General features: G+C 57.1%; 14 protein-coding genes. 8 read left to right on the forward strand and 6 right to left on the reverse strand.

Features of this window, described 5'->3' with window-relative positions; all coding sequences use genetic code 11:
* The first annotated feature begins 11 nt into the window (after window positions 1–11).
* Both pheT and ihfA read left to right on the forward strand, forming a co-directional pair.
* Entirely contained in the window at window positions 12–2,399 is a 2,388-nt protein-coding gene (pheT, locus tag DTA24_RS11905; RefSeq protein ID WP_064323600.1) for a phenylalanine--tRNA ligase subunit beta, read from the forward strand.
* A gap of 4 nt (window positions 2,400–2,403) precedes the next feature.
* Window positions 2,404–2,703, forward strand: a complete 300-nt coding sequence (ihfA, locus tag DTA24_RS11910; RefSeq protein WP_002909098.1) for an integration host factor subunit alpha — start codon at window positions 2,404–2,406, stop codon at window positions 2,701–2,703.
* A gap of 106 nt (window positions 2,704–2,809) precedes the next feature.
* On the opposite strand, the gene DTA24_RS11915 is transcribed toward ihfA, so the two are convergent.
* Entirely contained in the window at window positions 2,810–3,781 is a 972-nt protein-coding gene (locus tag DTA24_RS11915; protein WP_049010342.1) for a helix-turn-helix domain-containing protein, read from the reverse strand.
* A gap of 189 nt (window positions 3,782–3,970) precedes the next feature.
* On the opposite strand from DTA24_RS11915, the gene btuC reads away from it, so the two are divergent.
* Window positions 3,971–4,957, forward strand: a complete 987-nt coding sequence (btuC, locus tag DTA24_RS11920) for a vitamin B12 ABC transporter permease BtuC (protein ID WP_110196295.1) — start codon at window positions 3,971–3,973, stop codon at window positions 4,955–4,957.
* A gap of 36 nt (window positions 4,958–4,993) precedes the next feature.
* Here the strand turns inward: btuC and DTA24_RS11925 are convergent, their stop codons facing one another.
* Window positions 4,994–5,794: a MetQ/NlpA family ABC transporter substrate-binding protein gene (locus DTA24_RS11925; RefSeq protein WP_002909085.1), complete on the reverse strand. Its 801-nt coding sequence runs from the start codon at window positions 5,792–5,794 to the stop codon at window positions 4,994–4,996.
* Window positions 5,795–6,030: 236 nt separating this feature from the next.
* Here DTA24_RS11925 and DTA24_RS11930 point away from each other — a divergent pair, with 236 nt between their 5' ends.
* The 4 genes from DTA24_RS11930 to selO all read left to right on the forward strand — a co-directional run bounded on the left by DTA24_RS11930 (window position 6,031) and on the right by selO (window position 9,433).
* A complete protein-coding gene (locus DTA24_RS11930) occupies window positions 6,031–6,582 on the forward strand; it encodes a glutathione peroxidase (protein ID WP_008804442.1) in 552 nt (183 codons plus the stop codon).
* Window positions 6,582–7,331, forward strand: a complete 750-nt coding sequence (gene btuD / locus DTA24_RS11935; protein ID WP_008804443.1) for a vitamin B12 ABC transporter ATP-binding protein BtuD — start codon at window positions 6,582–6,584, stop codon at window positions 7,329–7,331. Before DTA24_RS11930 ends, btuD begins: the two co-directional genes overlap by 1 nt.
* Before the next feature lie 81 nt (window positions 7,332–7,412).
* A complete protein-coding gene (locus tag DTA24_RS11940; protein WP_048963711.1) occupies window positions 7,413–7,877 on the forward strand; it encodes an NlpC/P60 family protein in 465 nt (154 codons plus the stop codon).
* A 113-nt stretch (window positions 7,878–7,990) separates the two neighbouring features.
* Window positions 7,991–9,433, forward strand: a complete 1,443-nt coding sequence (selO, locus tag DTA24_RS11945) for a protein adenylyltransferase SelO (RefSeq protein WP_110196294.1) — start codon at window positions 7,991–7,993, stop codon at window positions 9,431–9,433.
* Between the two features lie 29 nt (window positions 9,434–9,462).
* Here the strand turns inward: selO and hemP are convergent, their stop codons facing one another.
* The 4 genes from hemP to DTA24_RS28130 all read right to left on the reverse strand — a co-directional run bounded on the left by hemP (window position 9,463) and on the right by DTA24_RS28130 (window position 12,096).
* On the reverse strand, window positions 9,463–9,642 hold the full coding sequence (gene hemP, locus DTA24_RS11950) for a hemin uptake protein HemP (RefSeq protein WP_012967843.1): 180 nt from the start codon (window positions 9,640–9,642) through the stop codon (window positions 9,463–9,465).
* A 155-nt stretch (window positions 9,643–9,797) separates the two neighbouring features.
* A complete protein-coding gene (gene aroH, locus DTA24_RS11955) occupies window positions 9,798–10,844 on the reverse strand; it encodes a 3-deoxy-7-phosphoheptulonate synthase AroH (RefSeq protein WP_008804446.1) in 1,047 nt (348 codons plus the stop codon).
* 154 nt (window positions 10,845–10,998) lie between these two features.
* A complete protein-coding gene (locus tag DTA24_RS11960) occupies window positions 10,999–11,832 on the reverse strand; it encodes a pyruvate, water dikinase regulatory protein (RefSeq protein ID WP_002909061.1) in 834 nt (277 codons plus the stop codon).
* A gap of 144 nt (window positions 11,833–11,976) precedes the next feature.
* Window positions 11,977–12,096, reverse strand: a complete 120-nt coding sequence (locus DTA24_RS28130) for a hypothetical protein (protein ID WP_012541375.1) — start codon at window positions 12,094–12,096, stop codon at window positions 11,977–11,979.
* A gap of 75 nt (window positions 12,097–12,171) precedes the next feature.
* Here DTA24_RS28130 and ppsA point away from each other — a divergent pair, with 75 nt between their 5' ends.
* Entirely contained in the window at window positions 12,172–14,550 is a 2,379-nt protein-coding gene (gene ppsA, locus DTA24_RS11965) for a phosphoenolpyruvate synthase (protein ID WP_012541376.1), read from the forward strand.
* Window positions 14,551–14,601 lie beyond the last annotated feature (51 nt).

The following is a 14,601-nucleotide window of genomic DNA, read 5'->3' on the forward strand; positions in this document are numbered from 1 at the left end:
AGGACAGAACAATGAAATTCAGTGAACTGTGGTTACGCGAGTGGGTTAACCCGGCGATCGACAGCGAAGCGCTTTCCGATCAGATCACCATGGCGGGCCTCGAAGTCGACGGCGTTGAGCCGGTTGCCGGCAGCTTCAACGGCGTAGTGGTCGGTGAAGTGGTGGAGTGCGGCCAGCATCCAAATGCTGACAAACTGCGCGTCACCAAAGTCAACGTGGGCGGTGAACGCCTGCTGGACATCGTGTGCGGCGCGCCAAACTGCCGTCAGGGGCTGAAAGTCGCCGTGGCGACCATCGGCGCCGTGCTGCCAGGCGATTTTAAAATTAAAGCGGCGAAGCTGCGCGGCGAACCGTCAGAAGGGATGCTGTGCTCTTTCTCCGAGCTGGGTATTTCCGACGACCATAGCGGTATCATCGAACTGCCGGCGGATGCGCCGATCGGCACTGATATTCGTGAATACCTCAAGCTTGACGATAACACTATCGAAATCAGCGTCACGCCAAACCGTGCCGACTGCCTGGGTATCATCGGCGTGGCGCGCGATGTCGCTGTGCTGAACAAAGCGCCGCTAAACGCGCCTGAAATCAATCCGGTTGCCGCAACCATTGACGACGTGCTGCCGATTCAGGTTGACGCGCCGCAGGCGTGCCCGCGCTATCTGGGCCGCGTGGTGAAAGGCATCAACGTCAAAGCGCCGACCCCGCTGTGGATGAAAGAGAAGCTGCGCCGCTGCGGGATCCGCTCCATCGACGCGGTGGTTGACGTGACTAACTATGTCCTGCTTGAGCTGGGCCAGCCGATGCACGCCTTTGACCGCGACCGTATCGAAGGCGGGATCGTGGTGCGCATGGCGAAAGAGGGTGAAACCCTGGTGCTGCTCGATGGCTCTGAAGCGAAGCTCGACAGTGACACCCTGGTTATTGCTGACCATAACAAAGCGCTGGCGATGGGCGGGATCTTCGGCGGGGAACACTCCGGCGTTAACGACGAAACCCAGAACGTGCTGCTGGAATGCGCGTTCTTCAGCCCGCTGTCCATTACCGGCCGCGCGCGCCGTCATGGCCTGCACACCGATGCCTCTCATCGCTATGAGCGCGGCGTCGATCCGGCGCTGCAGTATAAAGCGCTGGAGCGTGCCACGCGTCTGCTGATCGACCTCTGCGGCGGTGAAGCCGGCCCGGTGATCGACGTGACAAACGAAGAGACCTTGCCAAAACGCGCCACCATTACCCTGCGTCGTAGCAAACTGGATCGCCTGATTGGCCACCATATCGATGACGCGCAGGTCACCGACATTCTGCAGCGCCTCGGCTGCGAAGTGACGGTGGGTCAGGACGAATGGCAGGCAGTCGCCCCGAGCTGGCGTTTCGACATGGAGATCGAAGAAGATCTGGTCGAAGAAGTGGCTCGCGTTTATGGCTACAACAACATTCCTGATGAGCCAGTACAGGCGGGTCTGATCATGGGTACCCATCGTGAAGCCGACCTGTCGCTGAAGCGCGTAAAAACGCTGCTGAACGACAAAGGCTATCAGGAAGTGATCACCTACAGCTTTGTTGACCCGAAAATCCAGCAGCTGATCCACGCCGGGGAAGAGGCGCTGATCCTGCCAAGCCCGATCTCCAGCGAAATGTCGGCGATGCGTCTGTCGCTGTGGACCGGCCTGTTGGGTACCGTGGTCTACAACCAGAACCGTCAGCAGAGCCGCGTGCGCATCTTTGAGAGTGGCCTGCGCTTCGTGCCGGATACTCAGGCGCCGCTGGGCATTCGTCAGGATGTGATGCTGGCCGGGGCGATCTGCGGCAACCGTTACGAAGAGCACTGGACGCTGGCGAAAGAGACGGTCGATTTCTATGATCTGAAGGGCGATCTGGAATCCGTACTGGATTTAACCGGTAAATTGGCCGACATCGAGTTCCGTGGCGAAGCGATCGCCGCGCTGCATCCAGGTCAATCCGCAGCGATTTATCTTAAAGGTGAACGCATTGGTTTCATTGGGGTTGTTCATCCGGAACTGGAACGTAAACTGGATCTGAACGGTCGCACTCTGGTGTTCGAACTGGAGTGGGACAAGCTCGCAGACCGCGTGGTGCCTCAGGCGCGCGATATTTCCCGCTTCCCGGCGAACCGTCGCGACATCGCGGTACTGGTCGCGGAAAACGTGGCTGCTGCCGATGTTTTAGCCGAATGTAAGAAAGTTGGCGTAAATCAGGTAGTTGGCGTAAACTTATTTGACGTGTACCGTGGTAAAGGTGTGGCGGAAGGGTATAAGAGCCTTGCGATTAGCCTGATCCTGCAGGATACCAGCCGTACACTCGAAGAAGAGGAGATTGCCGCTACCGTTGCCAGATGTGTAGAGGCATTAAAAGAGCGATTCCAGGCATCATTGAGGGATTGAACCTATGGCGCTTACAAAAGCTGAAATGTCAGAATATCTGTTTGATAAGCTTGGGCTTAGCAAGCGGGATGCCAAAGAACTGGTCGAGTTGTTTTTCGAAGAGATCCGTCGTGCTCTGGAAAACGGAGAACAGGTCAAACTCTCCGGGTTCGGCAACTTCGATTTGCGGGATAAAAACCAACGCCCGGGACGTAACCCGAAGACGGGGGAGGATATTCCCATTACAGCCCGGCGCGTGGTGACCTTCAGACCCGGTCAGAAGCTGAAAAGCCGTGTCGAAAACGCGTCGCCGAAAGACAAATAATCTGAACTAATTAAAAAGGCCGCATTGCGGCCTTTTTCTTTATTGAACATTGGGATAATCGTTTTTTGCTGGTTAAAAACTATCGTCCTGAATCTAAGGTTAATACTTAGTCATCGTTAGGGGAGGTATAGGAGGGCTTACTATGGGAAAACACGGAGCTATCGAGCGTAAAATCGATACCTAACTTTTCAATTATCGCAGGAAGTACTTGGTGGATTGCGCGCATTCCAACCAGCAATTCATTCATGTAGATGTCCGGGTGCAGCCTTGAGGCATTCAATCCTAAACTCTCTTGTTCTGCACAGGCGCCTATCTCATCATTTGAGGCGTGGATTAGATCGAGGAGTTCTGCTTTTAGCGGTACATTGGCACGGAAAGCTCGATCTTTGACGATGCTGAGCCACTCTTCATAATCTGATAAGGTGCGTGCCCTGAATGATCTGTATTGAGGCGCTATCTTACTTGAAATAGAGACTTTGCAAGCCGCTAGAGCGAGTAATTCGGACTCAATATTTATTGCAGGCGTATCATATAATTGCAGACTATCATCTTGTATCAGATCGTCTATGTACGCCATGTAAAAGCCATATACGTCGGTGTATGCTTTCAAGATTTGGTTGAGCAGGGAAACTAAAGAATTATCAAAAATTTCCTGGGCTTCAACATCTTCCATATCTTCATAATCGAGAGCCAACCCAGTTGGGAACGGGGAGGGAATACTAACGCCAATTTCGTGAAGCAGGTAAAAAATACTGCTGCTTAGCGATTCAGGTTCATCTAATAGTGGGTAAATTTCATAGCCTGTTTCATCCCCTTCATAAGCCAGCTTGCCCAGGAAACCAATTAACTTATTCCACTTTTTGGCATCGGCCAGCGAACCTGACCACAGGATAACGGCTGGGTCTTGTTCACCAATACCGGTTATGGCGCGCAAACCTGACTCCATTTCTGATGATATATATTCGCCTTTTTTCCACTTGCTGATTTGTGTAGGTGAAACACCTAGCTTCTCTGCCAGAGCTTTTTGAGTTAAGCCTGTGGATTGAAGCGCTAACTCGATAAGTACCTGACCGCCCATGATTACCCTCACTTAAATTTACTGTTTTTTTTATAGAATTTAGTAAATATGATGGTTGGCATAGGATTTGACAAGTCATATTTACTCTTTTTATGTTGTCTTTTACTAAATCCTCGCGGAACTTTTCCTTTTCTCACCGCGACACCCACCGTAAAATCAGCCTCTTGTTCCCACTGCGTAATGGAATCTATGCTGACTCTCGCCCATCTTCAACAGCGCCGCAGCCGGCGTTGGCTCTTCGGATTAACGCTGTTGCTCCTGGTCACCCTGCTGGTCAGCCTGTGCGCGGGCGATCAATGGATCCCGCCTGGGGAATGGCTGAGCGCGAAAGGCCAGTTGTTCATCTGGCAGATCCGCCTGCCGCGAACCCTGGCGGTGGTGCTGGTGGGGGCGGCGCTGGCGCTCTCCGGGGCGATTATGCAGGCGTTGTTTGAAAATCCGCTGGCGGAGCCGGGTCTGCTGGGCGTCTCCAACGGGGCGGGCGTCGGGCTGATTGCCGCCGTCCTGCTGGGCAAAGGAGTCTTGCCCGGCTGGGCGCTCGGCCTGTGCGCGATCCTCGGCGCGCTGCTGATCACCTTTATTTTGCTGCGTTTTGCCCGCCGCCATCTCTCTACCAGCCGTCTGCTGCTGGCGGGGGTGGCGCTGGGGATCATCTGCAGTGCCCTGATGACCTGGGCGGTCTACTTCTCCACCTCTTTTGACCTGCGTCAGCTGATGTACTGGATGATGGGCGGGTTTGGCGGCGTCGACTGGCAGCAGCTGTGGCTGATGATAGCCCTCCTGCCGGTGCTTTGCTGGGTTTGTCTGCAGTCGCAACCCCTGAATTTACTGGCGCTGGGCGAAGTCTCCGCTCGTCAGCTCGGGCTGCCGCTGTGGCTATGGCGCAAGCTGCTGGTGGTGGCGACCGGCTGGTTGGTCGGCGTTAGCGTCGCGCTGGCGGGGGCAATTGGCTTTATCGGCCTGGTGATCCCGCACATTCTGCGGCTATGCGGTTTAAGCGATCACCGGGTGTTGCTCCCGGCCTGCATGCTGGCCGGGGCGAGCGTCTTGCTGGGGGCGGATATCATTGCCCGACTGGCGCTTTCCGCCGCAGAGCTGCCGATTGGCGTGGTGACGGCGACGCTGGGCGCGCCGGTCTTTATCTGGTTGCTGCTGCGTTCGCGGGTGCGGGGATAGCGCGGCGCCGTCGGCAGGGACGGCGCCGGTTCAGGCTTACCAGCCTTTGATCGCGTCGCCTTTGTAGACTTCCTTCGCTTTTTCCGCGACTTCGCTGGTCTGGAAGGCGGCTTTCAGCTCCTGAATTTTCTTGCTGTCCTTATTATCCTCGCGGGCGACAATCGCATTCACGTAAGGGGAATCCGGCCCCTCCATAAACAGACCGTCGCGGGCGGCCGACAGGCCCGCCTGGGCGGAGAAGTTGGTGTTAATGATTGACAAGCTAACGTTCGGATCATCAAGGGTACGGGTCAGCTGTGGGGTATCCACTTCAACAATTTTCAGCTGTTTCGGGTTGTCGATGATATCCAGCGTGGTGGGTAAATAGCCGACGCCCGGTTTCAGCTTGAGTAACCCCTGCGCCTGGAGCAGCAGCAGGCTGCGGCCCAGGGTGGTGGTTTCATTAGAAATGGTCACCGTCGCCCCTTCGGGCAGTTCGCTGATGTTTTTGATCCGGTGAGAATAGGCGGCGATAGGGAAGACAAAGGTTTTACCGACCACCGCAAATTTATAGCCGCGCTCTTTCGACTGCGCCTCAAGGTACGGCAGGGTCTGGAAGGCGTTGGCATCCACATCTTTGTTGTTCAGTGCTTCGTTGGGCAGCACATAATCATTGAAGGAGACCACTTCGACGTCGAGATGATATTTATCCTTCGCCACCTGCTCCACCACTTTCCAGATGGCTTCGTCCGGCCCGGTATTGATAGCGACTTTCACTTTATTATCTTCATCCGGAGAGCAGGCGCTCAGCAGGGCGACAGAGGTGGCGATTAATGCCAGGCTAAACAACTTCTTCATCAATAAAACTCTCTTAAATTAACAAGTAACGAAACCATATTACATTACCGGGACACTGTACACGGAAATGGTCGACTGCCCAATTGAGAGGATTTCATGTTGCTGGCGGCCAGCGAAGCGCTGTTACATCATGCGACAACTCGGGGGGATTGGCAGTAGAATGGCGGCCGCTGAATCCGCTACAGTAGATAGGGATCACCTTCACCGGAAACCGGTTTATCCATTGAGGACAGGCTATGCAACATGACATTCTGAATACCGAAGTGACGACCATTGATGGCGAGAAAACCACCCTGGCATCCTTTGCCGGCAAGGTGCTGTTGATCGTCAATGTGGCCTCGAAATGCGGCCTGACGCCGCAGTATGAGCAACTCGAGGATCTGCAAAAGCAGTTTGCCGGGGAGGGCTTTAGCGTGCTGGGGTTCCCCTGCAACCAGTTCCTCGGCCAGGAGCCGGGCAGTGAAGAAGAGATTAAGACCTTCTGCAGCACCACCTACGGCGTCACCTTCCCGCTGTTCAGCAAAATTGACGTCAACGGTGAACATCGCGCGCCGCTGTATCAAAAACTGATTGCCGCCGCGCCGAAAGCGGTGGCCCCGGAAGGCAGCGGTTTTTATGAGCGGATGGCCAGCAAAGGCCGGGCGCCGCTGTATGTGGACGACATTCTGTGGAATTTCGAAAAATTCCTCGTCGATCGCCAGGGCAACGTCATTGAGCGCTTCTCTCCGGATATGACGCCGGACGATCCGCAGCTGGTGGCGGCGATTAAAGGAGCGCTGGCGAAATAATGGCGTTTCTGATGCAGCTACAGGATGTAGAAGCGGCGGGGCGTCTGGCCCCGTTTTCTGCGGCCTTTCGCGCCGGGGAGATTGTCCACCTGGTGGGGCCGAACGGCGCAGGGAAGAGCACGCTGCTGACCCGCATGGCGGGGCTGTCCGAGGGCCCCGGCACGGTTCATTTTAACGGACGGCGGCTTGACGAGTGGCCGGCGACGGAGCTGGCGCGCCGTCGCGGATATCTATGTCAACACCAGACCCCGCCGTTCGCCATGCCGGTGTGGCACTACCTAACGCTGCATATGCAGCAGCAGGGCGATAGCGCCCGTCTGAGCGATATCGCGGCCAGGCTTGGTCTGGACAATAAGCTGGACCGTCAGGTTAATCAGCTTTCGGGCGGTGAGTGGCAGCGCGTGCGGCTGGCGGCAGTGATCCTGCAGATCGATCCCTTGAGTCATCCCGCGGGTCAACTGCTGCTGCTGGATGAGCCGATGAACAGTCTGGATGTGGCCCAGCAGGCGGCGCTGGATCGGCTGTTACGTGAGCTGAGCGCGGCGGGGATTGCGGTGGTGATGAGCAGCCACGATCTCAACCATACCCTGCGCCATGCCGGACAAAGCTGGCTGCTCTGCCAGGGGGAAGCCATCGCCTGCGGAGAGACCGCCGAGGTGCTGAATGAGGAAAATTTAACCGCTGCCTATGCGATCCCGTTCCAGCGCGTGGAGGTGGCCGGTCATATTATGCTCATCGCGTCACAGTAGCACGCAGTTATCTTGTCACTGTATTGATAAACAAGCTAAATTATTGCGATAAAGAGACTAGGGACAGAGGGATCATCTGAAATGCGCTTCTGGTTCATGTTGGCGGCGGCGTTAATTTTAGCCGGCTGCAGCAGCCATCGGGCACCGCCGCCGAATCCACGGCTGGCTGACTCCATCACGGTGGTGGCGAATCTGAACGAGCAGTTGCGTAGCTGGCATGGCGCACCGTATCGCTACGGCGGCATGACGCCGCGCGGCGTCGACTGCTCCGGCTTCGTGGTGCGCACGTTTCGCGATAAATTTGCCCTCCAGCTGCCGCGTGAAACCCGCGAGCAGGCGGAAATCGGCACCCGCATCGATAAGCGCGATCTGCTGCCCGGCGATCTGGTGTTCTTCAAAACCGGCTCAGGGGAGAGCGGTTTGCACGTTGGCATCTACGATACCGACAACCAGTTTATCCATGCCTCCACCAGCCAGGGCGTCACCCGTTCCTCGCTGGATAACGTCTACTGGAACAAAAAGTTCTGGCAGGCGCGGCGTATCTAACGTCATTCAGAAGCAAGAGGGAAGCGAGCGCTTCCCTTTTTTATGCCGATAACCCTGCACTCCGCCCGTGTTAATCCGCTGTTTGAGGCACTACACTGAAGGAAGGAGGAACCATGACCCTTTCTTTTACCACCCACTGGCGGGATGAACTGCCGGATTTTTACACTTCCCTGTTACCGACGCCGCTGGATAACGCCCGACTCATCTGGCGTAACGCCCCGCTGGCGCAACAGTTGGGGGTGCCCGACGCCCTGTTCGCGCCTGAAAATGGAGCCGGTGTCTGGGGCGGAGAAGCGCTGCTTCCGGGCATGTCGCCGCTGGCGCAAGTATACAGCGGCCATCAGTTTGGCGCCTGGGCTGGTCAGCTGGGCGACGGACGCGGGATCCTGCTCGGTGAGCAGCAGCTGGCGGATGGTCGCCGTTACGACTGGCATCTGAAAGGCGCTGGCCTGACCCCCTATTCGCGGATGGGGGACGGGCGCGCTGTACTGCGCTCGACGATCCGGGAAAGCCTGGCGTCGGAGGCGATGCACGCCCTGGGGATCCCGACGACGCGCGCCCTGGCGATGGTGACCAGCGATACCCCGATCTACCGCGAGCGCGTGGAGCCTGGCGCGATGCTGATGCGGGTGGCCGAGAGCCATGTCCGCTTCGGCCATTTCGAACATTTTTACTATCGTCGCGAGCCGCAGAACGTCCAGCAACTGGCCGACTATGTTATTCGCCACCACTGGCCGCAGCTGCAGGATGAGGCAGACAAGTATCTGTTATGGTTCCGTGACGTTGTCACGCGCACCGCGCAGACCATCGCCAGCTGGCAAACCGTGGGCTTTGCCCATGGGGTGATGAATACCGACAACATGTCGATTCTCGGTCTGACCATCGACTACGGCCCGTATGGCTTCCTTGACGATTTTCAACCGGACTTCATCTGCAACCACTCCGATTATCAGGGGCGCTACAGTTTTGAAAACCAGCCGGCGGTGGGGCTGTGGAATCTGCAGCGTCTCGCCCAATCGCTGTCGCCGTTTATCAGCGCTGAAGCGTTAAACGCGGCGCTGGATGAGTATCAGCACGCCTTGCTGACCGCTTATGGCCAGCGGATGCGCGATAAACTCGGCCTGTTCAGCCAGCAGAAAGGGGATAACGACCTGCTGGACGGGCTGTTTGCCCTGATGATCCGTGAGAAGAGCGACTATACCCGAACGTTCCGCCTGCTGAGCCACAGCGAACAGCTCAGCGCCGCCTCGCCGCTGCGCGACGAGTTTATCGATCGGGCGGCTTTCGACATCTGGTTTGCCGGGTATCGTGCGCGCCTGCGTGATGAACAGGTGGATGACGCGCAGCGCCAGCAGCGGATGCAGGGCGTAAATCCGGCGCTGGTGTTACGCAACTGGCTGGCGCAGCGGGCGATAGAGCAGGCCGAGGCGGGCGATATGGGCGAGCTGGAGCGCCTGCATGCCGCGCTGGCAGACCCCTTTACCGATCGCGAGGACGACTACGTCCGCCGCCCACCGGACTGGGGGAAACGTCTGGAAGTCAGCTGCTCGAGCTAACTCGCCTCGCCCCGCGCTCAGCGGGGCGCTTACTTGGTCAGAATTAACTTCCCGGCGTTGGTCTGGCGCAGCAGATAGCGCTGGCCGCCATGTTCGATGACTACCCGTCCTTCGCTACCTAACAGCACCCGACTGCTAATCTGCCTGTCCGTCGCCACGGGATAGGGGGCATTGTCTTTTGGTTTTTCAGCTGTGGCAGTGTTATCCATACGCGTCATAGCTCTCAAAATAAAAATCAAAGCAACAATGATAATCATTATCAATAATGTTGTTTTTGACGGCAAGCGTTATTTATCGTGTTACCGGATTTGGTAGGGGAGTCACCGAAGGAAATTGCCCGCCGCAGGCGCGACGGGCGGAGCGGTTACAGACGGGTAGCGGTGGCGGCGGCCAGCTCGCTCAATAACCTTTCGCTGTCATCCCAGCTCAGGCAGGGGTCGGTGATCGACTGGCCCCAGGTCAGCGGCTGGCCGGGGACCACTTTCTGGGTGCCTTCCTGCAGGAAGCTCTCTGCCATAATCCCGGCGATGGCGGTGGAGCCCGCGCGAATTTGCTGACAGATATCGGCGCACACCTCCAGCTGACGGCGGTGCTGCTTCTGGCAGTTGCCATGGCTGAAATCAACGACTAGCTGTTCCGGCAGATCGAATTCACGCAGCGCCTCGCCGGCGGCAGCGATATCCTCGGCATGATAGTTTGGCTGTTTGCCGCCGCGCATAATGATATGCCCGTACGGGTTGCCGCTGGTCTGGTAAATCGTCATCTGCCCCTGCTTGTCCGGGGAGAGGAACATATGGCTGGCACGGGAGGCGCGGATGGCGTCCACCGCGATGCGCGTATTGCCATCGGTGCCGTTTTTAAACCCGACCGGGCAGGAGAGCGCTGAGGCCATCTCACGGTGGATCTGGCTTTCCGTGGTGCGCGCCCCGATGGCACCCCAGCTGATGAGATCGGCGATAAACTGACCGGTCACCATATCGAGAAACTCGGTGGCCGTCGGTACCCCCAGCTCATTTACCTGCAGCAGCAGGCGCCGCGCCAGCTCGATTCCGTGGTTGACCCGGTAGCTGCCGTTGAGGTCCGGATCGGAGATTAAGCCTTTCCAGCCCACCACGGTACGCGGTTTTTCAAAGTAGGTGCGCATCACGATCTCCAGCTGCGGCTGGTAGCGCTCGCGCATGCCCTGCAGGCGGCGGGCATACTCCAGCGCCGCATCGGTATCGTGAATGGAGCAGGGGCCGATAATCACCAGCAGGCGGCGGTCTTCGCCGTTGAGGATTTTTTCAATTCGGCGGCGGGAGGCCGAAACGTGGGCGGCCACGTCGGCCGTGACGGGATGGCGCTGGGCCAGTTCCGCGGGCGTTACCAGGCTTTCAATGCGCGCGGTACGCAATTCGTCTGTTTTATTCATTGGGGTCTCAAAAATCTGTTTCTTCCGCGGCGAAAATGCCGGGAAGTGATGCGCATCACGATAAACCAATCCCTGCTTATTGCAAGAGCAGGGCATGATCCTGTATAGGCCACGGGTGATAGCATAAACAAATTTTTAATAATGTACTAGTGTGTTAGTACATTCTGCGATTCAGCCCCATGATGTCCATGATTTTGGTGGCAATTTCCTCAACAGAATAATTGGTACTGTTCAGGCACGGGATTTTATTTTTGCGATACAGGGCCTCCACTTCGGTCACCTCCATCCGACACTGACGCAGAGAGGCGTAGCGGCTGTTTTCCCGACGCTCTTCGCGGATGGCCGCCAGCCGTTCGGGGTTGATGGTCAGGCCGAACATCTTATGTTGCAGGGGCTTCAGCGACGCCGGCAGCACCAGATTGTCCATATCGTCGGCGATAAACGGATAATTGGCGGCGCGAATGCCGTACTGCATGGCGAGGTACAGACTGGTGGGCGTCTTGCCGCAGCGCGACACACCGAGGAGGATCACCTGGGCCTGATCGAGGTTACGCAGGGAGATGCCATCGTCGTGGGCGAGGGTGTAATCGATGGCGGCGATACGCGCATCGTATTTGATCAGGTTCCCGGGGTTCAGGCCGTGAGTACGGTGGGCCACTGGCGTCGGGTCGAGGTTGAGCTCCTGCTGCAGCGGGGCCACCAGCGCCTGCACGATGTCCTGACAAAAACCTTCACTTTGCAGAATAATGTCGCGGATTTCCGGGATGACGATGGAATAGAACACCAGCGGGCGAATACCCGTTTGCTGATAGATGGCGTCGATCTGCTCCTTTACCGCCCGCGCGCGGCTGATGTTTTCGACAAACGGCAGAGTCACGCTGCTGATGGCAACCGGGAATTGCGACATCACGGCATGCCCCAGCACTTCTGCCGTAATGGCGGTACCGTCAGAAATATAAAATACGTGGCGATCTACAGCACTTTCCATTTTGACCATCCGGTATAATGAGTTTAATTGCCTGAATACGGATATTAAATTTAAGCATATCCCTGTTTGATTTGTCTCTTGTTAAAATTGAAACGCTATTTTTGTTTTTTATGAAAAGGGTGGTTCATTTTCTACTTTTTGCCGTTATTTCCAGCGTTTTTCGTCATAATTCCTAAAAATCATTAAGTTAGCTATATCGCGGGAACAGTCCGAAAAATGAAAAAATAATTTGCTTGAACGATTCACCGTTTTTTTCAGCCCCATAAATATGTCAGGATAATCCTGCAGTCGATCGTGAAATTTTTTTCACTGGTATTAAATCACAAAAGGATTGTCTCGATGTCCAACAATGGCTCGTCACCGCTGGTGCTTTGGTATAACCAACTCGGCATGAATGATGTAGACAGAGTTGGGGGCAAAAATGCCTCCCTTGGTGAAATGATTACAAACCTGTCCGGTATGGGTGTTTCCGTGCCTAACGGGTTTGCCACCACCGCTGATGCTTTTGATCAGTTCCTGGACCAAAGCGGTGTTAACCAGCGCATTTATGCACTGCTGGATGAAACCGACATTGACGACGTTTCCGCATTAGCGAAAGCGGGCGCGCAGATCCGTCAGTGGATCATCGACACCCCTTTCCAGAGCGAACTGGAAAACGCGATTCGCGATGCTTATGACCTGCTGTCCGCCGATGACGCCGAGGCCTCATTTGCCGTGCGCTCTTCCGCTACTGCGGAAGATATGCCGGACGCCTCCTTCGCCGGGCAGCAAGAGACATTCCTCAACGTGCAGGGCTTTGACGCCGTGCTCGTTGCCGTGAAGCACGTGTTTGCCTCACTGTTTAACGATCGCGCGATCTCCTATCGCGTGCATCAGGGTTACGATCACCGCGGCGTGGCGCTTTCCGCCGGGGTGCAGAGGATGGTCCGCTCCGATCTGGCCTCCTCCGGCGTCATGTTCTCTATCGATACCGAGTCCGGTTTTGACCAGGTGGTGTTTATCACCTCGGCGTGGGGCCTCGGCGAGATGGTGGTGCAGGGCGCGGTGAACCCGGATGAATTCTACGTCCACAAGCCGACGCTGGCCGCTGGCCGCCCGGCCATCGTGCGCCGCACCATGGGGTCGAAAAAGATCCGCATGGTATACGCGCCGACTCAGGAGCACGGCAAGCAGGTGCGTATCGAAGATGTGCCGCAGGCGCAGCGCGATGTTTTCTCGTTAACCAACGAGGAGGTGCAGGAGCTGGCGAAGCAGGCGGTGCAGATCGAGAAGCACTACGGCCGTCCGATGGATATCGAGTGGGCGAAAGATGGCCACACCGGTAAGCTGTTTATCGTTCAGGCGCGTCCGGAAACCGTGCGTTCCCGCGGCCAGGTGATGGAGCGTTATACCCTCCACGCTCAGGGGCAGATCATCGCCGAAGGGCGCGCCATCGGCCACCGCATTGGCGCCGGCCCGGTGAAGGTGATCCACGATATCAGCGAGATGAACCGCATCGAACCTGGCGACGTGCTGGTCACCGACATGACCGACCCGGACTGGGAACCGATCATGAAGAAAGCCTCGGCGATCGTCACCAACCGCGGCGGACGTACCTGCCACGCGGCGATTATCGCCCGTGAGCTGGGGATCCCGGCGGTGGTCGGTTGCGGCGATGCCACCGATCGCATTCAGGAAAACCAGAACGTGACCGTCTCCTGCGCCGAAGGCGACACCGGCTACGTTTACGCCGAGCTGCTGGACTTCAGCGTCAAGAGCTCCAGCGTTGGCGAGATGCCGGATCTGCCGCTGAAGGTGATGATGAACGTCGGCAACCCGGATCGTGCGTTTGACTTTGCCTGCCTGCCGAACGAAGGCGTGGGTCTGGCGCGGCTGGAATTTATCATCAACCGCATGATTGGCGTTCACCCGCGCGCGCTGCTGGAGTTTGACGACCAGGAGCCGGGCCTGCAGAACGAAATCCGCGAGCTGATGAAAGGCTACGATTCGCCGAGAGAGTTCTACGTCGGCCGTCTGACCGAAGGGATCGCTACCCTTGGCGCCGCCTTCTACCCGAAACGCGTCATCGTGCGTTTGTCGGACTTCAAATCGAATGAGTACGCCAACCTGGTGGGCGGCGAGCGCTATGAGCCGGAAGAAGAGAACCCGATGCTCGGCTTCCGCGGCGCCGGACGCTACGTTTCCGAAAGCTTCCGCGACTGCTTCGCGCTGGAGTGTGAAGCGATGAAGCGCGTGCGTAACGACATGGGGCTGACCAACGTTGAAGTGATGGTGCCGTTTGTGCGTACCGTCGCCCAGGCGAAAGCGGTGGTCGAAGAGCTGGAGCGTCAGGGGCTGAAGCGCGGCGAGAACGGGCTGAAGATCATTATGATGTGTGAGATCCCATCGAACGCCTTGCTGGCCGAGCAGTTCCTCGAGTACTTCGACGGCTTCTCCATCGGTTCGAACGACATGACCCAGCTGGCGCTCGGTCTGGATCGCGACTCCGGCGTGGTCTCTGAGCTGTTTGATGAGCGCAACGACGCGGTGAAAGCCCTGCTGTCGATGGCGATCCGCGCAGCGAAAAAACAGGGAAAATACGTCGGCATCTGCGGCCAGGGGCCGTCTGACCATGAAGATTTTGCCGCCTGGCTGATGGAAGAAGGGATCGACAGTCTGTCCCTCAACCCGGATACTGTGGTGCAAACCTGGTTAGGTCTGGCGGAACTGAAAAAATAAGTTCGCCCTGACAGCACCGATCCCCGGCAGCGATGCCGGGGATTTTTTTTG

Origin of the sequence: Klebsiella sp. P1CD1, from assembly GCF_003790505.1 — a bacterium.
Taxonomy (GTDB): Bacteria; Pseudomonadota; Gammaproteobacteria; order Enterobacterales; family Enterobacteriaceae; genus Klebsiella; species Klebsiella variicola.